Origin of the sequence: Thermodesulfatator autotrophicus, from assembly GCF_001642325.1 — a bacterium.
Taxonomy (GTDB): domain Bacteria; phylum Desulfobacterota; class Thermodesulfobacteria; order Thermodesulfobacteriales; family Thermodesulfatatoraceae; genus Thermodesulfatator; species Thermodesulfatator autotrophicus.
Genome location: NZ_LSFI01000035.1, coordinates 1 through 18,150 on the forward strand (window position 1 = coordinate 1; position 18,150 = coordinate 18,150).

An 18,150-nucleotide genomic window follows, 5' to 3' on the forward strand; every position below is an offset into this window, starting at 1 on the left:
AGAAAAAATATTTCATCCCAGAGCTTGAAAACTTAGAAGCAGGTGAAAACATTCTTGAAGCCTTTGACATAGACTGCCTTGAAATAGAAACTATTCTTTTTCAAACTGGTTATCTTACTATCAAAGATTTGCAGAAGAAGGGTCCTCGCCGACGCTATTCTCTTTCTTATCCTAACCTGGAAGTAAAGATGAGTTTTGCAGATAGTATTCTTAACTGGTATGTAGAGAGACGAACGGAGAAGGAAAGAATAATTGACCGTCTTTACGATGTTCTTGAAGCCAGCGATCTGGAGAAACTGAAAGTTATTTTCAAGTCATTTTTTGCGTCAATACCGCATGATTGGTACAGGAAGACAGAGCTTCACCACTACGAGGGTTTTTATGCCAGTGTTTTTTACTGTTATTTTACGGCCTTAGGGGTGGATGTGCGAGTGGAGGAGGCGGTAAGTCACGGGCGCCTTGACATGGCGGTAATATTTGAAAGAAGGTGTTACTTATTTGAGTTTAAAGTGGTAGAGCTTGAGCCAGAAGGGAAAGCTTTAGAGCAGTTAAAATCCAGGGGTTACCACGAAAAGTATGTTGATAGATGCCAGGAAATATATCTTATTGGCGTTGAGTTCAGTAAAAAGGAAAGGAACATAGTAGGTTTTGAGTGGGAAAAAATAAGGTCTATTTAATCCATCCCACCCCCAAATCTTTCCACTTCGTAGGTGGCGGACGCTCCCCAAAACCTACCTCTTCTTCCTTATCCACCCACAGATTTTTATATTCGGCAAACCCGGACGGTTCAACTCCCACGAAATAGACCTGAGAGAGCCACAGATGAGGTGGAGCAAGTAGTCCTTTTCTTCTGGGCCTAAGACGTTGGGGCCGGATAGAGCCGTGCAGGAGATAACATGATAAGCCTCTTTTGGATCATTCATAAAGAAACAAGGAATAGGAATACGTGGCATAGCAAAACTACTTTTAAAGTTTACTTTTAAAATTTTCGTCTTTGCCTGTCCCTTTTATCAGCTAAACTCTGGCGAGGCTTTAAAAGTTTGCCTGTCACTTCAAAAAATGCCATAAAGCCAGGGTGGCCAATATTATTTTAGCTCTAAGCAGCTATTTTAGTAGGAGATTTCGTATGTTAGATATATTAGATGTTAGAGAGGCGCAAACAACGGAGACAAGAATTGGCTAAAGGTATTTATGAATAATGTCAGGGCTTAAAGTGTTCCACAAATTCTATTTTTATTTCTTAGTAGGCTTCCTGCTGGCTTTTGCCTCCCAAGAAGTTTTGGCAGGTGAAAAGGTTTTTATCCTTCCTATCCAGGAAGCGATTACTCCCCTTACAAATTCTAAAATTGAACAAGCAATTAACCGCGCTGAAAAAGAAGGGGCCGTCTGCTTGATAATTGAACTTGATACCCCGGGAGGGCTTGTTTCTAGCACCCGAAAGATTGTAAAAAACATCCTTTCAGCCGAAATACCCATAGTGGTTTACGTATATCCTTCCGGAGCACAAGCAGCCTCAGCAGGCACATTTATAACTCTTGCCGCGCACATAGCAGCCATGGCCCCTGGCACTAATATTGGAGCAGCACATCCGGTGACTATGGGCCAGGGCAAAGACAAAGAAATGATGAAAAAGGCGGCCAATGACTTAGCGGCTTTTGCCAGGTCTTTAGCCAAACTTAGAGGCCGTAATGCTGATTGGGCGGAAAAAGCGGTACTGGAAAGTGTCTCTATCACCGCTGAAGAGGCACTTAAGTTAAAAGTAATAGACTTAATCGCCGAAAATCCCAGAAATTTGTTGCAAAAAATAAACGGCCGTAAGGTAACCCTTACCAAAAACAGAGAAATAATTTTAAAGACAAAAGATGTCCAAATAATTACTCTTAAAGAGACATTGAGAGATAAAATTCTCCGTCTTATCACCAACCCTAATATTTCTTACATTCTTCTGATGTTAGGCCTGGCTGGCCTTTATTTTGAGCTGTCAAATCCCGGCACTATTCTCCCTGGCGTAGTTGGTGTTTTGTGTTTGATTCTGGCTTTTTATTCCATGCATCTTCTGCCGGTTAATTACGCCGGGCTACTTTTAATATTGCTCTCTGGAGTGTTTTTCTTTTTAGAAATCAAGTTAACAAGTTACGGCCTTCTGGCGTTAGCAGGCCTAATAAGCCTTATTTTGGGTTCTCTTATGCTTTTTGACCAGAGCCCGGAAGGGCTGAAGCTGGCCAAAGAGGTCTTTTTCCCCATACTGGGAAGCACGGCTTTATTTTTCGTAAGCATAACCTTTTTGGCTGCCAAAGCTGCTTTGCGTAAACCAACTACCGGGGCCGAAGGCCTCATCGGAGAAGAAGGCAAAACTCTTACCCCTGTTAGCCCTAAAGGAGGGCAGGTTTTTGTCCACGGTGAAATATGGCAGGCGGTAAGTAATGAGAAAATTCCTGAAAACACCGAAATAGTCGTAGAAAAAGTTGAAGGCTTTCGTCTAAAGGTGAAAAAAAAGAGTTGATATGGCCATTTGTCGTGCTTGCGGAAGGGAATCCATCACCATCTCGGCTAAAATTAGTTTTTGTGTAAATTGTATAAGGGAAAAATGGCCCCAAATAAGCCAGGAAATAGAAAATATACACCGCGCTACCAGAAAAGCTTTCGGCCTTCCAGAAGCTCCTCCCAGAGATAGTGAAGGACTACTCTGTAACCTGTGTCATCATAAATGTCGCATTCCACAGGGAGAATTTGGCTATTGTGGAGTGTGGCAAAACCACCAGGGTCGGCTGGTAGGCCCCGGAAAAGAAAGAGCTTACGTATCCTGGTATCTTGACCCTTTACCCACTAATTGTGTGGCTGACTTTGTATGTCCGGGAGGAACCGGAGCTGGTTACCCTCGATTTGCTCATTTGCCTGGCCCAGAACGCGGCTATGCCAATCTAGCGGTATTTTATGAAGCCTGTAACTTTAACTGTCTCTATTGCCAGAACTGGCACTTTAAAGCCCGTAAGCTCGGAGAAGCGTTAAGACTAAGCCATGAGATGCTGGCTGATTTAAAAGAACATGTATCCTGTGTCTGCTTTTTTGGAGGAGACCCAGGACCCCAGGCTCCTCATGCCATCTCCTGGGCTAAAGAAGCCCGTAAGCTCAAAAAAGATAAGATTTTTAGAATTTGCTGGGAAACAAATGGTGCAGAAAATCCTAGAATCATAAAAAATATTATGACCCTTTCCCTTGAGTCCGGCGGTTGCGTTAAAATTGACTTAAAAGCGGCGAGCGAATCTCTTCACTATGCCCTTTGCGGGGTTTCTAATAAACAAACCTGGGAAAATTTTGCTCTTCTGGCAGAGATGGCCCAAAGCCGCCCTGAGCCTCCGGCCTTAATCGCTTCAACCCTGCTTGTGCCAGGCTATATTGACGAAGAAGAACTGGAAAAAATAGCCGCTTTTATTTCGTCTCTATCTAGGGATATACCCTGGTCTCTTCTGGCGTATTACCCGACCTTTTACCTTGATGACTTACCAACTACCTCAAGGCGTCATGCTGAAATGGCTCTGGCTATAGCCCAAAAGTATGGTCTCAAAAGGGTAAACCTAGGAAATCGCCATCTCCTCTCAGAGGCTTATTAGTTTGACTTTCGGAGTTTTTTAAACCAAAAAAGCCTTCCGAAATAATTTAGAGAAACGGAGAAAAAATGCTTGGCTTCGCTTGCAATGATAACTTTCCTGTTATTGCAAAAGGGCCCGCACAGGCAAAGCATCTCAATATCTTTGCAAAGAATTTAGGAGGATAAAATATGAACATACAGGACTTAAAAATCATCCATTCAGTCCTTAGCCAAGAGCTTGGGCCAGGTTGGCTCTGGCTGATGTTTAAGGCCTCTTTAAAGCAGAAGGCTATCTTAAAGAAAACGAAATGGGCCGGGCGCTCTGACGAAGAAGCACAATTTGTGAAGCGCCTTCCGATAGCTGTGGCCCTTTATCAAGAACTTCAAAACCTCAAAGGGAAAGAAATGGCCTACGAAATTATTAAAAAGATCCTTATCCCTTTGGGCTGTGCCGAACAAAAACGCTATTTAGAAAAGCTTACCAAAAGTGGCCAAACCCCCATGGAAAGACTCATAGCCTTTAACGACCTGATGGAAAAAGAAGGAGCCTTAAAATTCAATACTTATGAATATCTTACTAAAGGGCCAGATAAAGCTCATTTTATCGTAAAGCGTTGTGTCTTTTATGAATTTTTCAGTGAAACTGGAGTTCCAGAACTGACTAAAATTTTCTGCGAAATAGATGGAGTTTTCCTTTCTGAGGCTTTCCCTGAAATAAAATTTCACCGGGGTCATTCCAAAGAAAATACCATTGCCTTTGGCCGAAAACACTGCGACTTTATTTTCGAAGCTCACTAACATTCCTCAAAAAATTACATTTTTGTAAAGTACGGTTTGTAAGTTTTGACATTTTTGTTTCTTTTGTCATATAAAAGACCTTCATTCCTTACCTTATTTTGGCCTCCCTTTTGCTAGTCAAATCAAAAAAACACAGGAGGAGGTAAAGTGATAAACGCAGCAGATACAGCTTTCCTTTTAATTTCGGCAGGTTTGGTGCTTTTAATGACTCCGGCTTTAAGTGTTTTTTACGGAGGACTTGTCCGGCGTAAAAATATCTTGGGAACGATTATGCAGAGCTTGATTTGCATAACGGTGGTTACCTTTTTATGGATTTATTTGGGCTACAGTTTGGCTTTTGGCCCGGATATCAAAGGCATTATCGGAGGATTGAAATATATAGCCTTAAGAGGCGTAGGGCAAAACCCAAGTCCAGATTACGCCTCTACGGTCCCTCACATTGTTTTTATGATTTATCAATGCATGTTTGCCATTATAACTCCGGCTTTAATTACCGGAGCCTTTGCCGAAAGGATGCGTTTTAAGAGTTTTCTCCTATTCGCCGTTTTATGGTCAATCCTTGTTTATAGCCCGGTTTGTCACTGGATATGGGGAGGAGGTTGGCTGGCCAGGCTTGGTGTATTGGATTTTGCCGGTGGCCTTGTCGTCCATCTTACTTGCGGAGTAGCTGCCTTGGTTACAGCTATTGTAGTTGGCCCACGGCGGGGATTTAGGCGTGAGGCTTTTATGCCCCATAACCTTCCTTTAACCGTCATTGGCACAGGGTTACTATGGTTTGGGTGGTTTGGCTTTAATGGCGGTTCAGCCCTGGCAGTAAACGGTATAGCCGCTCAGGCCTTTGTGAATACTCATATTGCCGGAGCTATGGGGCTTGGTAGCTGGCTTATTTTGGAATGGATTCACCAGAAAAAACCCACCACCCTCGGAGCTTGTAGTGGAGCCATAGCTGGGCTGGCTACCATCACTCCAGCTGCTGGTTTTGTTAACATTCACGCCGCGGTATTTATTGGCCTGTTAGCCGGGGCAATATGTTACTTGGCTGTTCTTTTTAAGAACAGAGCCGGCTATGATGACAGCCTTGATGTAGTAGGCATTCATGGAGTTGGTGGTCTATTGGGCACCCTTTGCCTAGGCCTTCTGGCTACTAAGGCTGTAAACCCTGATGGAGCTAATGGACTCCTTTTTGGAGGCCTATCTTTCTTCATAAGTCAATTAATAGGAATTCTGGCCGTAGGTATTTACACTTTTGTAATAACCTGGATTATTACCAAATTTGTTGACTTTATAATGGGTCTCAGAGTTGAACCCGAAGAAGAAGTAGCCGGACTTGATGTCTCTGAACACGGAGAGACAGCTTATAATATTTAAAATGGGTGGGGCATCGGGCCCTGCCCAACTTTTTCCAATTTGCCACTAATTTACTCCATTTAAGTCAATTTTAACTAATTATCTGACTATATAGCCCTATATTACCCACAAATTAGTTAAAATAGCATTTTTATATTTAAAGAATTTTTGCCTGTCCCTAATATTTGACTATATAGCTATTTAGCTATATATTTATCTCATGCTTTTAGAAAAGCGCCTCAAGGCCCTGGCAGATGGCACCCGGCTTAAGCTTTTGGGTTTACTTTCCCTTAGGCCCTGCTGTGTTTGTGAGATGGCTGAGGTAATAGGATTCTCTCAACCCACTATTTCCAGGCATTTGCAAAGGCTGGTTGAAGCAGGGCTGGTCTCATTTGAAAAGCGGGGCAATTATCAGGTTTATCGTCTTTCCCCAGAAGACGAAAAGGCCCAAAAGCTCCTGGCAATCGTTTTAGAACTATTGGCCGAGGAAAATATATTACCTTACCTGGAAGATGCCCTCAAAAAGGCAGATAAACGCTACCTCTGGGAGGACCTTTAGATGAACTGGCGTCGCGAAGTTTTAAACATTTTGCTTGGGCTAACTTTATTTGCTGTTTTTTATTTTTTGCCTGTCCCCAAACGTTTTCTTCAAGGAGTAAAAGAAGGCGTGCTCCTAGCCCACTGGTACGCCCAGGAGCATGTGATTTTTTGCCTGATACCTGCCTTTTTTATAGCCGGGGCCATTAGCTGTTTCCTTTCTAAAGAATCGGTCACGCGGTATCTCGGCCCCCAGGCACCTAAAGCATTGTCTTATGCTGTGGCCTCAGTAGCCGGGGCCATACTTGCCGTCTGCTCCTGCACAGTGCTTCCTCTTTTTGCCGGCATATACTTAAACGGCGCAGGCCTTGGCCCGGCCACTACCTTTCTTTATTCCGGCCCAGCTATCAATGTTTTGGCCATTATTCTTACCGCTCGCATTCTAGGCATTGACCTGGGCATTGCCAGAGGAATTGCTGCTATAATGACAGGAATTTTGATTGGCCTTTTGATGGCAGCTCTTTTTCGTAAAGAAGAAAAAGAAAGAATGGCCTCCTTTGAAGTGCAGGGAGAACCGCCTAAAAGGCCGCTATGGCAAAATATACTTTTTCTTGGAACATTGGTGCTCATTTTGGTTTTGGCTACCTGGGGAAAGGGCAGTGGTATTTTAGCCCTGATTTATCAATGGAAATGGATTTTGTTAGCCCTTGTTTCGGGAGCACTGCTTGTTCAACTTCGCCTGTTATTCCAAGTATCTTTGAACTGGCTTGCTGTTATCGTAATAACAGTGCTGTTAGCTGAAATACTTTTCCCCGGTCACAAGATATCTTTTCTTGCTGGCACAATAGCCTTTTCTCTAAGTTTATTTTTTACCGGAGGAGAGGCCAGGGAATGGTTTGAGGCCTCTTATCTTCTAGCCAGGCAAATTTTGCCTCTGCTTTTTTTTGGAGTCCTGGCTGCTGGCTTTTTTCTGGGAAGGCCAGGGCATGAAGGCTTTATCCCATCTCATTTTGTTACCAATCTAGTAGGTGGCAATTCTCTTCTGGCTAATTTTTTTGCCTCTGTGGTAGGGGCTTTTATGTACTTTGCCACTCTAACAGAAGTACCAATCCTTCAAGGATTATTGGGGGCAGGCATGGGCAAAGGCCCGGCCCTTGCCCTTTTGCTTTCCGGGCCGGCTGTCTCTTTGCCTAACATGCTCGTTATTCGTTCTATCCTTGGCACTAAAAAGACATTCGCCTTTGTTACTCTGGTAATAATTATTGCTACGGTAAGTGGATTTCTCTTCGGCAAATTTTTCTAAGGAGGTATGCCATGAAACTTATTCAAGTACTGGGGCCAGGTTGCCCAAAATGCGAAACACTTTACCAGAATGTTCAGAAAGTCATTGAAGAAACAGGAATTCCAGCCCACATAGAAAAAATAACTGACCTGAAACGAATTGCTCTCATGGGTGTGATTCAGACTCCAGGTTTAGTTATTGATGGTCAGGTAGTTTCGCAGGGGAAAGTGCTAAGTGTAGAAGAAGTAAAAAAACTTCTTTCGTAAGAGAGGGGCACAAAGCCCCTCTCCTTTACTTCATAGATGGTATGGGAAGTCCCATTCCTCCTAAACCTTTCATCATATTTTTCATAGAAAAGGTTTTAGCTGGTACTTTAAAATCCGCGTCTGAAACATTCAAAGAATAGTCAACTGCTTCCATGGTAAAGGAACCATCAGCACCTTCGCGAGAGATAAAAAGTGGCAACCCCTTTTTGTTGACACAAAATTCTATCTTTTCACCAGAAGATTGTACTTTTGGCTTGTAGCAACGAACTTTCTGGCCGGCTACTGTGCGAGTACTGGTTGCTGTGGCCGCTTTTTCAGATTCAGGAAATTCCTGAAAGCCTCCAGAAAGCATACCAGCAAGCCCACCTTCAAAACATTGCCAGCCTTTCTCAGTCTTAGAACAGGAATAACTTTTATCGTTAATCTTATAGACCCGAGAAGTTCTTCCGCCTTCTTCCATATCCATCCGATAGTTATTGCCTTTACGGTAAACAGTTTGATAGAGGACCTGCTGGCCTCCTGTTGGAGAGGATACCTTAATTTGATATTTCACCCGGTACCCTTCTTCCTGTCTCTTTTTAAGAAGAGAAAGATAAAAAGACCCTGCCAAAACTTCTGTAGCTCCAAAAACTACCAGGCCCACTAAGATAGCAAACATTTTCCCTTTCATTTTTTCCTCCCAGGTATTATTTTATCGGTGTTCTCACTGCTATAAACGAAACTTCTTTAGAGGCAGCGTCCTGTAAACCACTGGCCCCTGCGCTTAAAGTAACCTTCCCCTGTCCTCCACTTCCAGAAACTTCTATACCCAGAGAAACATCAGCTATTTCACCAGCAGGAAGCTTAGCCGCATATCCCATACCTCCCACTGTCCTTCCTTTAAACACATCAAACCCAGCCGTCATAGATACCCCAACAGGAGTAGATACCTTTAAGTAGGCTACCCCTTTTTTAAAACCTGCACATTGGCCAAAAAAACATATTTCAGAATTTTGTTTATAAATATCCTGTTTTATTCGCTTAAATTCGGAGAAATAGTCCAATTTTCTTTTTTCTTTACCAGGGCGGTATTTTCCTATAGTGTCTTTGGCTCTTTCCTCTGCACGACGGCGTACCTCCTCGTCTTTAGAACTTGAAGTATCAACAGAAGATGGAGTCATTTTAGGGCTAATACAAGGGGGAAAAGTTTTGCCAAAGTTAGCGTAAAGTCTGTAATTGCCTGCCGTGGCAAGATAAGAAGAAGCTATTCCTTTGCACCCAGCTCCTAAATATAAATAGATTCCTTGATAGATTTTAAAAAGAGTCATGATATCAGCTCCACTGGTAGTGGCATAATTAAGAGCTTCTACTTTAAACTGTTCAAGCACCGACCCTATACGGGGGACAAATTGGGCAAGAATATGTTCGTATGCTGGAGCCACCTGACTATCAAAACCCTGGTAATAAAGATTAATAAGACATCTCTGGTAAGCGCAAATATCTGCACCACCTGCTTGGGCCGCACTAAAACCAGAGGCTTTCCCTGCTCCACTACAGGCTTTTTCTGCTCGTTCTAAAACACTGTCGTGTATTTTTTCAACTCTATCATTTTCTTTATTCCAGGCTTCAAGCTCTGAAAGGATTGTTTTTTCATAAATTTGAAAGGTTCGCCCATAATGCGGCTCAGGTACAATGGGCTGTATGGCTTGATTAATAGTCATCCCTTCACTCATTATCTCCCACATAAGGTTTACATGGAGAGAAGTCATGCTTGGGGATATTTCCCTGAGTAATACAGAATTAACTTTGGCAAAAGTTTCCCTGCAATCGTTATAAACATCTTCCTCCAAGCTTTCTATCTCATCATAAAGAGAATGATGCTTAGGGTTTGAAAGTAATAACCTTTTAAAAGACCCCTGGTAAAGTTTCTGAAAAAGTTCATTTTTGGGATCTTCTTTTAAGGCTCCGGCGTAAAGTTGAAAGGCCTTTTCTTCGTCTCCATAAAAAGAATAATGGGTAGCAGCGTTAACCAACGCAGGGGCAGGCGGCTTATTTTTAAGGGCTTCACGAAGAAAACACTCTGCTTCGTCTTTTTTACCTAAAAGGGAAAGAATTCCTCCTGCTTCAGAAAGATAAAGGGCTTTTTGGGGCTCAAGTTCTACTGCTTTTAAAAAGAACCATAAAGCCGGGTAAAGCTGGGCATTTGTACCAAAAAGCATCCCCATGGTGTGATAAGCCCCGGCTAAGGTAGCCGGTATAATTTCTACTACCACTCCGTCTTTTTTCTCTCTAACTATTCGTTCCTGCTTTCCGGTGTAGCGACGATTTTCTAATTTCCGGGCAAGTTCTTTGAGAGCAGCTAGCTGTTTATTATCAAACTTACTTTCTATCTCCTGACGAATTTTTTTGGCATCACATATCGAAGCTAATGTCTCAGAAAAAGAGAGCAGGCTTAAACCAAATGTTGCCAAGAAAAGAATAAAAAATTTTTTCATATTCTAAGTCCTCAAATCAGGAGTTTATCTCTGAGAGGAACAACGGCTGATAACGGACGATAAAGTACTCGTAGAGATATAAACTCAGTTTTAAATTTTTATTAGTTTAGCAGATATTTTTTGGGACTTCACTTACTATTTTAGTCGGAAATTTCAAAATGTAACTTGAAGGCTTTTTGTTTTTTTAATGGAAGCACAAAAACAGGTGACAATTTTTGGGGAATGTCTGCCAGGACCTTAAATTGTAAGGTGCCGGGGGGCGGAATCGAACCACCGACACGCGGATTTTCAGTCCGCTGCTCTACCGACTGAGCTACCCCGGCTAGGTCAATAATGTATCCCATCTTTTCTCCTTGTCAACCAGTCTTTAGCGGTTAAGTTATCTCTATATGAAAATCATCATGTTTTACGCCCTGGAATTTTCCTGGAAGCCGTATCAAAAAGTCCTTGCTTCCGGGGAAGAAGCTCCAGAAGCAAAAGCTCTTTCAAAGGCCGTGGTAATTTTTTATCAGGTGGAAGCTGAAGACCCTCCGCGGGAGAAAAAAGTCGTAGAAAAGCTGGTCAAAAACATAAAATGGCTGGCCCGCAAGTTTGAAACCAAAACTATTGTTTTGCATTCTTTTAATCATCTTTCTACCAGCAAAGCCTCTCCAGAAGAAAGTTACGCTATCATCAGCAAGGCCAAAGAAAAGCTAAAGAGAGCTGACTTTGAGCTTTACGAAACCCCTTTCGGCTGGTTGAACGAATGGAAAATGTACGTGGCGGGAGAATCTCTCGCCAAGGTATTTAAAGAAATTTAAGGAGGGCGATATGAGAAGAAAGCTTGGCATTATTGGAGCAGGTGCCGTTGGTACAGCGGCAGCGCACTGGGCAGCGGTTAAAAATGTAGCCGAAGAAATTGTCCTTATAGATATCGTTGAAGGATTAGCTAGAGGTAAGGCCTTAGATATTGCCCAGAGTGCGCCGGTTTACGGCTTTAGCAATCGCGTTATCGGCACAGAAGACTGGTCAGCCTTAAAAGACGCCGATGTGGTTATCATCACTGCCGGGCGTCCTCGTAAACCCGGTATGAGCCGTGATGACCTTCTTCAGGTTAACCTGGAAATCATCAAGTCCTGTGTGGAAAACATCGTCCCTCACGCTCCAAACTGCTGCTTAATCGTGGTTACTAATCCCATAGACGCCATGGTTTACACGGCTTTTAAGGTGTCTGGTTTTCCCCGTGAGCGGGTGCTGGGCATGGCTGGGGTGCTTGACTCGGCCAGGTATCGCTACTTCATTGCTGAGGCCCTTGGCGTTTCACCTAAAGACGTGCAGGCCCTGGTGATGGGAATTCACGGTGACCACATGCTTCCCCTGGTACGGCTTGCCAATGTGGCGGGCATCCCGATAAAAGACCTTCTTCCCGAGGAGAAAATTAACAAAATCGTAGAACGCACCCAGAAAGGCGGGGCTGAAATTGTCTCTTACCTGAAGACGGGAAGTGCCTTCACCACGCCGGGGCTTTCGGCGGTAGAAATGGCAGAAGCTATTTTAAGGGATGAAAAACGCGTGCTTACCTGCTCAGTCTGGCTTCAAGGCGAATTTGGCGTAAAAGATGTTTTCGTAGGTGTGCCGGTGGTGCTTGGGGCCCGCGGGCTTGAAAAAGTCCTTGAGTTTCCGCTTACCCCTGAAGAAAAAGAGGCCTTTTTGCTGTCTGTAGCCGAAGTGCGCAAGCAAATAGAAAAAACAGGGCTATAAGAGATTGCTTCGCTTCGCTCGCAACGACACAGTGGGAAATAGCCCCGGCAATGACAAGCTTTTCGTTACTACGAGGAATCATCTCACCCTATTGTCACAGCAAGAAGCCAGGGCGCGAAGCAGTCTCAGGGGTAAGCAAGGCTGCCGAATAAATATTTCGCCAAGGTTTTAAAGAATGGCCCAAAAATTAAAGATTGGTTTTCTTTTTGGAAAAAATTTCTTGTTCATGAATATTGATAATTTGTTTTAGTTTTGCTATAGAAGCCGTCATTCAAAAATTTAAAAAAAATTTTAAAAGGAGGTCTGGATGAAGTACTTGGTTAGTTTCTGGTGTTTGGTTTTGAGTTTGTTTCTGGCCATGCCGGCTCTGGCCTCTTCGGACACTGAAGAGCTAAAACGCATGCTTGAAGAGCTAAAAAGGGAAGTCCAGCAGCTCAAACAGGAAAACCAGAAGCTGCGCTCAGAGGTAGAACAGCTAAAAGGCGCTCCGGTAGCAGCCGCTCCGGCTAAGCATTCTTTTATGAGCAAAGGGGCTTATGGTTCCACTCCAAGCGGCATTGATTTTTATGGCTTCTTCAAGATTGACGCCGTCTGGCAGGACTCCAAGGCTGTAGGAGACAACTATGTTCTGTGGGTCCTTCCTGGAACCAGTCAAAACGATGGCGATAACAACTTCACCTTGAACTATCGTCACAGCCGTTTTGGCTTTGATTTTTCTAAGCCTACAGAGAAATTCCGCGTCTTCGGCAAAATGGAAATGGACTTTTACACCAGGGTGGACCAGGTAAATGGTGGTAGCTATGCCTGGAATGACGTCCATTCTCCGGTAAGAGCCCGCCGGGTGTTTGCCGGCGTTGAGTGGGGCACCTGGCAGCTTCTAGCTGGCCTTGACTGGCTCACCATCTCTCAACTCTACCCTCATCTTTCTAACTTTCCCAGTGGTTCTTTTATGGGGAACCCGGGTTTCCGTATGACCCAGGTACGCCTTACTAAAATCCACAAGATTGATGATAACAGCCGGCTCAAAATTCAGGTGGCCGCTGAGCAACCTTATAGCTTCCCTACTTCTACCATTGGCCCCTACGACGATGACCCGGCCAATGACGCTGGTTTTCCTGGCATTGAAGCCCGCGTAGCTTACGAAGGAAAGCTGAACGGTAAACCCCTTATGTTTGCTCTCTGGGGGCACTATTCCCAGGAAGAATACGATATTTCCACCGGTGAAAAAAACGTTGATAGCTACTCTTTAGGTCTGGAATACAAAATCCCTGTGCCTCTGGGAGTAAAGGCCTTTATTCTTGGTGAACTCTGGATGGGCCGAAACTTTGACGGCTACTATGTAGCCAGCGTGAACCAGGGAACCCGTTTCCGTTATAATGATGGCACTTTTGATACTTCTGCTGCTAACGGCTTAAACAATGTAGTTGATGTTGACGAAATAGACGCCGTTGGCGGCTGGATTGAGCTTGAAGTCTTCTGGACGCCCAAGTTTGTAACCCACCTTGGTTACGGCATTGATAACCCCAAAAATAGTGACCTTGATGGTGTTCAAAAGGCTCGTCTTCAGCAACAGATGTTTTACGCCAACTTCCTCTATCGCCTGACCAAGGAATTCGCCGTGGGAGCTGAATACATGTACATTGAAACTGATTATCGTCAATCAGTTGGAGGTGATGGCGAGCTTAATCGTTTCTCTGGTAGCCTTTACTACTTCTTCTAAAAACACTCAAGCTGGTTTTAAGGGGCGGGGCTTCCCCGCCCTTTTTATTTTAGAAACACTCTTTCAAGCACCGGGGCGCGGAACTGGCCGTGGTTTGTTATCTCCTGAAAAGAGACTTCACAGTGGATTTCTGGCCTAACCCACCGGGCCCCTTTAGGAAAGCCGCTTCCTTTAAGGTTATCTGGTCTTTTGTCTTCAAGGGCCTTTAGGCGCGTTAAAAGCTCAGCCGAAAGGTGGGTATCAAGCCCGCTGGCTACTTTACCACGGTAAACCAGGCCCTTTTCCGTGGGCTCTGCTATTAAAAGGCTTTTGAGAGTACCGTCAGGCCGAAGCAAATAACCTACGATAACGCAGGTCCTCCTCCCACGGGGTTTAAATTTGAGCCAGAAGTCAACCCTTCTGCCCGGGAGATACGGGCTTTCTAAGTCCTTGGCCATTACCCCTTCAAACCCTTGCGCTACCACCTGTTCAAAAAAGGCCACCCCTTTTTCCAGGATAAATTGAGATTCCGCCACAAAAGGGCTCTCGGGAAGTACTTCTTTTAAAAGGGCCTTGCGCTCGCGCAAAGGCTTGTCAAGCAAGGGGCTCCCTTCAAAGTAAAGCAGGTCAAAGGCCATGTAGGTGGCTGGCAGGCGCTCGGAAAGCAATTTAATCTTTACCGGGCTTTTTACATGCTCCCTTTCCTGGAGTAATCGGAACTCAGGCCGACCGTCTTTTAAGACTACGATTTCGCCGTCAAAAACAAGCCCGTCTTTAGAAACAAGTTCCGGCAGGTTCCAGAACTCAGGATAGCGATAGGTAATGTCGTTAAGGCGGCGGTTTTGCAGGCGGACTTTGCCGTTCTCTATAAAGATCAGGCATCTTGTGCCGTCCCACTTGATTTCGTAAAGAAAGCGTGGAGAGTCAAAAGGGATGCCAAGCTTGGCGAGCATGGGCTTGATATACTCGGGAAGCATCAGGCCGCCTTTTTCTCCGCCTTTTCAAGACTGGCTTTAAGGGCCTCCATAAAGCTTATGACCTTGGCCTTTTCTTCGGCCGCTTTAAGTTCAAACTTCTCACCACGGGCCTTGGCTTCTACCAGCTTTAGCACCGCTTCGGCAAAGTGGTCCACCAGCTCTTCAGGCTTAAACGGCTCAGTCAGAGAATCAACGAGCCTGGCCGCCAGGTCAAGATAGCGCGGGTCAAGTTTCTTTTCGTCCATCTCTACTTTTAGGTCTTCAGCTTTGATAACGTCCTGGTAATAGTGAAGGGTTGAGGCCAAAAACTTGCCCTGATAAGGCTTAATCAAGAAGGGATATTCCCGCTGGCGAATCACCGCCTGGCCCACGGCGGCTCGGCCCTTTTCCTGCATTACCCTGTAAAAAATAGCAAAGGCCTCTTTGCCGCCCTCCCCTTCTGGTAAAAGATAATGGGCGTCAGCGTAGTAAATAGGAGCTATTTCTTTTTCGTCCACAAAGTATTTCACTTCAATGGTGTCTGTTGAAGCCAGTTTAAGGCTTGCCAGCTCTTCGTCAGTGATGACCACATAGTGATCCTTGTCAAGGAAATAAGCCCGGACGATTTCTTCGTCTTCAAGGACTTTATCGCATCTCGGGCAGTACTTTAAATATTTGATACGGCTGCCACAGTCCTTGTGGATTAAGTGAAACGAAATAGCCCTTTTTACCACTGCGGGATAAAGCTTAACCGGTATAGTAACCAGCCCTATACGCAAAAAACCTGACCAGCTGGCCTTCATTTTTTAGCCCCCTTTAAGTCTTTTAGACTTTTTACACCAAAAACGATGGGAAGAGCCTCTTCCACCCGGGAAACCGGATGAAAAACTAATTTTTCTCGTACTTCTTTGGGCACTTCTACCAGGTCTTTTTCGTTAAGCTTGGGAAGGATTATCTCTTTTATGCCGGCACTTTTGGCAGCCAGGACTTTTTCTTTGATACCACCCACGGGAAGCACTGCGCCTCTTAAGGTAATTTCGCCGGTCATGGCTACGTCGTGGCGCACGGTGCGCCCGGTGAGAAGGCTTACCAGTGCTGCCAGGATAGTAATCCCTGCACTTGGGCCATCTTTAGGCACTGCACCAGAAGGAACGTGTACATGAATGTCAATTTTGGGAAATATTTCCTCATCAATGCCGAAGTCTTTGGCCCGCGAGCGCACGTATGAAAGTGCCGCCTCGGCAGACTCGCGCATGACTTCACCGAGTTTTCCGGTAAGAATCAGACGGCCGGTGCCTTTCATCTTGGTGGCTTCAATGAAAAGAATTTCACCGCCTACTGGCGTCCAGGCAAGGCCAATGGCCACCCCTGGTACTTTTACCCTTTCGGCTACTTCCGGCAAGTACTTGGGCGGCCCGAGGTATTTCTCTACGTCTTTTACCCGCACTTTAACTGGTTCCTTACGGCCTTCAGCAAACTCCCGGGCCACAGCCCGGCAAATAGCACCTATTTCACGCTCAAGGTTTCTTACCCCGGCTTCACGGGTGTAATGGCGTATGATTTGAAGAAGCGCCCGGTCAGTGAATTTTAGCTGCTCTTTGGTCAGGCCATGGGCTTCAAGCTGGCGTGGCACAAGGTAATACTTGGCAATTTTTAGCTTGTCTTCTTCGGTATAGCCGGGAATCTCTATTACCTCCATGCGGTCAAGAAGTGGAGCCGGAATGGTATCAAGCACATTGGCGGTGGCGATAAAAATCACCCTGGAAAGGTCAAAGGGAATCTCAAGATAGTGGTCAGAGAAATTCTTGTTTTGTTCAGGGTCAAGAACTTCAAGAAGGGCTGCCGCCGGGTCTCCCCGGAAATCAGCGCCGATTTTGTCTATCTCGTCAAGCATGAGCACCGGGTTGTTCACCCCTACGCGCCTTAAGGCCTGGATAATACGGCCAGGCATAGCCCCTACATAAGTGCGGCGGTGACCACGAATTTCAGCCTCATCGCGCACACCACCAAGAGAGATACGCCAGAACTTACGGCCAAGGGCCTTGGCAATAGAGCGACCAAGGGATGTTTTCCCCACACCAGGCGGACCCACAAAGCAAAGAATCGGTCCCTTAGCGTCTGGCTTTAGCTTGCGCACGGCCAGATACTCAAGAATGCGTTTTTTGACCTTTTCAAGGTCGTAGTGGTCTTCGTCAAGGATTTTCTTGGCAAGTTTAAGGTCAATGTGATCTTCAGTGCTCTCTTCCCAGGGCAGTTCAAGAATCCAATCAAGGTAATTTCTGATAACGGTATATTCCGCCGAAGTGGGATGAATTCTTGCCAGACGCTTTAATTCTTTCTCGGCCTCCTGGCGGACATAGTCAGGAAGCTTCTTCTTAGCAAGCTTTTCCTTAAGTTCTTCTACTTCAGCTTCAATGCCCTCAGCCTCGCCAAGTTCTTTGCGGATTACTTTTAGCTGTTCACGCAGATAATACTCGCGCTGGGCCTTTTCCATACGGCCGCGCACTTCGTCCTGTATTTTCTGGCCAAGCTCAAGGATTTCTATTTGTTTCACCAGAAGCTGGTGAATCTTTTTAAGCCGCTCTTTTACGTCAAGAGTTTCAAGGACTTCCTGTTTTTCCTGATGAGAGACATTTAAATGGCTGGCCACCAGGTCGGCCAGGGCACCAGGCTCTTCTATGCTTAAGGCCAGCGTTTTGAGTTCTGGAGGAAGCTGGGGCAAAAATTCAAGGGCCTTAGTAAAAAGCTGACGAATACTGGCCAGTAAAGCCTCAACTTCTACATCATGGGTGAGGTAGTCATCAAGAACTTTGACCTTGCCTTTGAGATAAGGCTTGTCAGAAACTATGTCTTCTAACTCAATGCGAGAGACCCCCTGAACTACCACCCTTATCTGATCAGGTTCAAGGCGGGTGGCTTTTAGAATAACAGCGGCGGTGCCTATTTCGTAAAGTTCTTTGTGTTCTTTTTTGGGTTCTTTCACCGCCACCACGGCTACCATACGGTCACCAGAAAGGGCGTCGTCTATAAGGCGCAAAAGCCCTGGCTCATGCACCATAAAAGGCATGACCATGTGCGGGAAAAGTACCGCGTCACTGGGTATCACGGGAAGTTCTTTATATTTTTCGGCTTCAGTGTTTTCTTCTTTGGTGGCCGGTAAAGTTTCTTTAGCTTTCAGCTCTTTTTCCGCTCCCATAGGCACTCTCCATTTGAAAAATTTTCCTACCTATTGGGAAGTTAAACATTATGAAAAAAGATTCAAATTCTTTTTTATTCCCTTTTGGCGTTGACCTTTATGCGTGTAATCTTTTACGATTATATTGTCTTCAAAAACAAAAATCCGGTTATCATGGAAGCATAAACGAATGGCAAATTCACCATATCAAGGCGAGCAAAGTAATTTTGGCCTGAATGTTAGTATTAATGAGAGCGTAAAACAGATGACAATCTTTTGGTTGTCAT

The 18,150-nt window shown here is 44.9% G+C and carries 17 protein-coding genes, 1 tRNA gene and 1 pseudogene; 12 read left to right on the forward strand and 7 right to left on the reverse strand.

Annotated elements, in window-relative coordinates:
• Positions 1–677, forward strand: a 677-nt coding sequence (locus TH606_RS07780; RefSeq protein ID WP_197460533.1) for a PD-(D/E)XK nuclease domain-containing protein, incomplete at its 5' end; no start/stop codon positions are given.
• A gap of 94 nt (positions 678–771) precedes the next feature.
• Here the strand turns inward: TH606_RS07780 and TH606_RS11385 are convergent.
• A pseudogene (locus TH606_RS11385) lies at positions 772–953 on the reverse strand (hypothetical protein); the annotation flags it as partial.
• Between the two features lie 245 nt (positions 954–1,198).
• Here TH606_RS11385 and TH606_RS07785 point away from each other — a divergent pair.
• The 7 genes from TH606_RS07785 to TH606_RS07815 all read left to right on the forward strand — a co-directional run bounded on the left by TH606_RS07785 (position 1,199) and on the right by TH606_RS07815 (position 7,819).
• On the forward strand, positions 1,199–2,503 hold the full coding sequence (locus TH606_RS07785) for an NfeD family protein (protein WP_068542638.1): 1,305 nt from the start codon (positions 1,199–1,201) through the stop codon (positions 2,501–2,503).
• Between the two features lies 1 nt (position 2,504).
• Entirely contained in the window at positions 2,505–3,611 is a 1,107-nt protein-coding gene (locus tag TH606_RS07790; RefSeq protein WP_068542639.1) for a radical SAM protein, read from the forward strand.
• Positions 3,612–3,778: 167 nt separating this feature from the next.
• Positions 3,779–4,387, forward strand: a complete 609-nt coding sequence (locus TH606_RS07795) for an L-2-amino-thiazoline-4-carboxylic acid hydrolase (RefSeq protein ID WP_068542640.1) — start codon at positions 3,779–3,781, stop codon at positions 4,385–4,387.
• Between the two features lie 147 nt (positions 4,388–4,534).
• Positions 4,535–5,755, forward strand: coding sequence for an ammonium transporter (locus TH606_RS07800; protein ID WP_082863573.1), 1,221 nt, complete (start codon positions 4,535–4,537; stop codon positions 5,753–5,755).
• A 199-nt stretch (positions 5,756–5,954) separates the two neighbouring features.
• Positions 5,955–6,293 carry an ArsR/SmtB family transcription factor gene (locus TH606_RS07805; protein ID WP_068542641.1) on the forward strand — a complete coding sequence of 113 codons (339 nt, stop codon included), beginning with the start codon at positions 5,955–5,957 and terminating at the stop codon, positions 6,291–6,293.
• Positions 6,294–7,574: a permease gene (locus TH606_RS07810; RefSeq protein WP_068542646.1), complete on the forward strand. Its 1,281-nt coding sequence runs from the start codon at positions 6,294–6,296 to the stop codon at positions 7,572–7,574.
• An 11-nt stretch (positions 7,575–7,585) separates the two neighbouring features.
• Positions 7,586–7,819 carry a thioredoxin family protein gene (locus TH606_RS07815; protein ID WP_068542648.1) on the forward strand — a complete coding sequence of 78 codons (234 nt, stop codon included), beginning with the start codon at positions 7,586–7,588 and terminating at the stop codon, positions 7,817–7,819.
• Between the two features lie 25 nt (positions 7,820–7,844).
• Here TH606_RS07815 and TH606_RS07820 read toward each other — a convergent pair whose 3' ends face one another.
• The 3 genes from TH606_RS07820 to TH606_RS07830 form a co-directional block, all read right to left on the reverse strand.
• A complete protein-coding gene (locus TH606_RS07820; protein ID WP_068542651.1) occupies positions 7,845–8,489 on the reverse strand; it encodes a hypothetical protein in 645 nt (214 codons plus the stop codon).
• Positions 8,490–8,505: 16 nt separating this feature from the next.
• Complete coding sequence (locus TH606_RS07825; protein ID WP_068542657.1) at positions 8,506–10,293, reverse strand: tetratricopeptide repeat protein; 1,788 nt, start codon at positions 10,291–10,293, stop codon at positions 8,506–8,508.
• A 250-nt stretch (positions 10,294–10,543) separates the two neighbouring features.
• A tRNA-Phe gene (locus TH606_RS07830) sits at positions 10,544–10,616 on the reverse strand.
• 66 nt (positions 10,617–10,682) lie between these two features.
• On the opposite strand from TH606_RS07830, the gene TH606_RS07835 reads away from it, so the two are divergent.
• The 3 genes from TH606_RS07835 (at position 10,683) to TH606_RS07845 (ending at position 13,753) form a co-directional block, all read left to right on the forward strand.
• Complete coding sequence (locus TH606_RS07835; protein ID WP_068542659.1) at positions 10,683–11,093, forward strand: threonyl-tRNA synthetase editing domain-containing protein; 411 nt, start codon at positions 10,683–10,685, stop codon at positions 11,091–11,093.
• Positions 11,094–11,103: 10 nt separating this feature from the next.
• Entirely contained in the window at positions 11,104–12,033 is a 930-nt protein-coding gene (mdh, locus tag TH606_RS07840; RefSeq protein ID WP_068542661.1) for a malate dehydrogenase, read from the forward strand.
• 307 nt (positions 12,034–12,340) lie between these two features.
• Complete coding sequence (locus TH606_RS07845) at positions 12,341–13,753, forward strand: hypothetical protein (protein WP_068542669.1); 1,413 nt, start codon at positions 12,341–12,343, stop codon at positions 13,751–13,753.
• Positions 13,754–13,797: 44 nt separating this feature from the next.
• Here the strand turns inward: TH606_RS07845 and ligD are convergent, their stop codons facing one another.
• Genes ligD through lon form a run of 3 tightly spaced genes read right to left on the reverse strand, consistent with a single transcriptional unit; the run spans position 13,798 to position 17,884 of the window.
• A complete protein-coding gene (gene ligD / locus TH606_RS07850; RefSeq protein ID WP_068542670.1) occupies positions 13,798–14,709 on the reverse strand; it encodes a non-homologous end-joining DNA ligase in 912 nt (303 codons plus the stop codon).
• A complete protein-coding gene (ku, locus tag TH606_RS07855) occupies positions 14,709–15,491 on the reverse strand; it encodes a non-homologous end joining protein Ku (protein ID WP_068542671.1) in 783 nt (260 codons plus the stop codon). The genes ligD and ku overlap by 1 nt, the downstream gene beginning before the upstream one ends.
• Positions 15,488–17,884, reverse strand: a complete 2,397-nt coding sequence (gene lon / locus TH606_RS07860) for an endopeptidase La (RefSeq protein ID WP_068542672.1) — start codon at positions 17,882–17,884, stop codon at positions 15,488–15,490. Before lon ends, ku begins: the two co-directional genes overlap by 4 nt.
• A gap of 50 nt (positions 17,885–17,934) precedes the next feature.
• On the opposite strand from lon, the gene TH606_RS11535 reads away from it, so the two are divergent.
• On the forward strand, positions 17,935–18,099 hold the full coding sequence (locus TH606_RS11535; protein ID WP_157627892.1) for a hypothetical protein: 165 nt from the start codon (positions 17,935–17,937) through the stop codon (positions 18,097–18,099).
• Positions 18,100–18,150: the final 51 nt, after the last annotated feature.

Bases quoted from the DNA above. Each gene is read 5' to 3' on its own strand.
- TH606_RS11535 (WP_157627892.1), top strand. From the start codon at position 17,935: ATGAAAAAAGATTCAAATTCTTTTTTATTCCCTTTTGGCGTTGACCTT.
- mdh (WP_068542661.1), top strand. From the start codon at position 11,104: ATGAGAAGAAAGCTTGGCATTATTGGAGCAGGTGCCGTTGGTACAGCG.
- TH606_RS07805 (WP_068542641.1), top strand. From the start codon at position 5,955: ATGCTTTTAGAAAAGCGCCTCAAGGCCCTGGCAGATGGCACCCGGCTT.
- TH606_RS07795 (WP_068542640.1), top strand. From the start codon at position 3,779: ATGAACATACAGGACTTAAAAATCATCCATTCAGTCCTTAGCCAAGAG.
- TH606_RS07825 (WP_068542657.1), bottom strand. From the start codon at position 10,293: ATGAAAAAATTTTTTATTCTTTTCTTGGCAACATTTGGTTTAAGCCTG.
- TH606_RS07845 (WP_068542669.1), top strand. From the start codon at position 12,341: ATGAAGTACTTGGTTAGTTTCTGGTGTTTGGTTTTGAGTTTGTTTCTG.
- TH606_RS07815 (WP_068542648.1), top strand. From the start codon at position 7,586: ATGAAACTTATTCAAGTACTGGGGCCAGGTTGCCCAAAATGCGAAACA.
- TH606_RS07790 (WP_068542639.1), top strand. From the start codon at position 2,505: ATGGCCATTTGTCGTGCTTGCGGAAGGGAATCCATCACCATCTCGGCT.
- lon (WP_068542672.1), bottom strand. From the start codon at position 17,884: ATGGGAGCGGAAAAAGAGCTGAAAGCTAAAGAAACTTTACCGGCCACC.
- TH606_RS07785 (WP_068542638.1), top strand. From the start codon at position 1,199: ATGTCAGGGCTTAAAGTGTTCCACAAATTCTATTTTTATTTCTTAGTA.
- ku (WP_068542671.1), bottom strand. From the start codon at position 15,491: ATGAAGGCCAGCTGGTCAGGTTTTTTGCGTATAGGGCTGGTTACTATA.
- TH606_RS07820 (WP_068542651.1), bottom strand. From the start codon at position 8,489: ATGAAAGGGAAAATGTTTGCTATCTTAGTGGGCCTGGTAGTTTTTGGA.
- TH606_RS07810 (WP_068542646.1), top strand. From the start codon at position 6,294: ATGAACTGGCGTCGCGAAGTTTTAAACATTTTGCTTGGGCTAACTTTA.
- ligD (WP_068542670.1), bottom strand. From the start codon at position 14,709: ATGCTTCCCGAGTATATCAAGCCCATGCTCGCCAAGCTTGGCATCCCT.
- TH606_RS07835 (WP_068542659.1), top strand. From the start codon at position 10,683: ATGAAAATCATCATGTTTTACGCCCTGGAATTTTCCTGGAAGCCGTAT.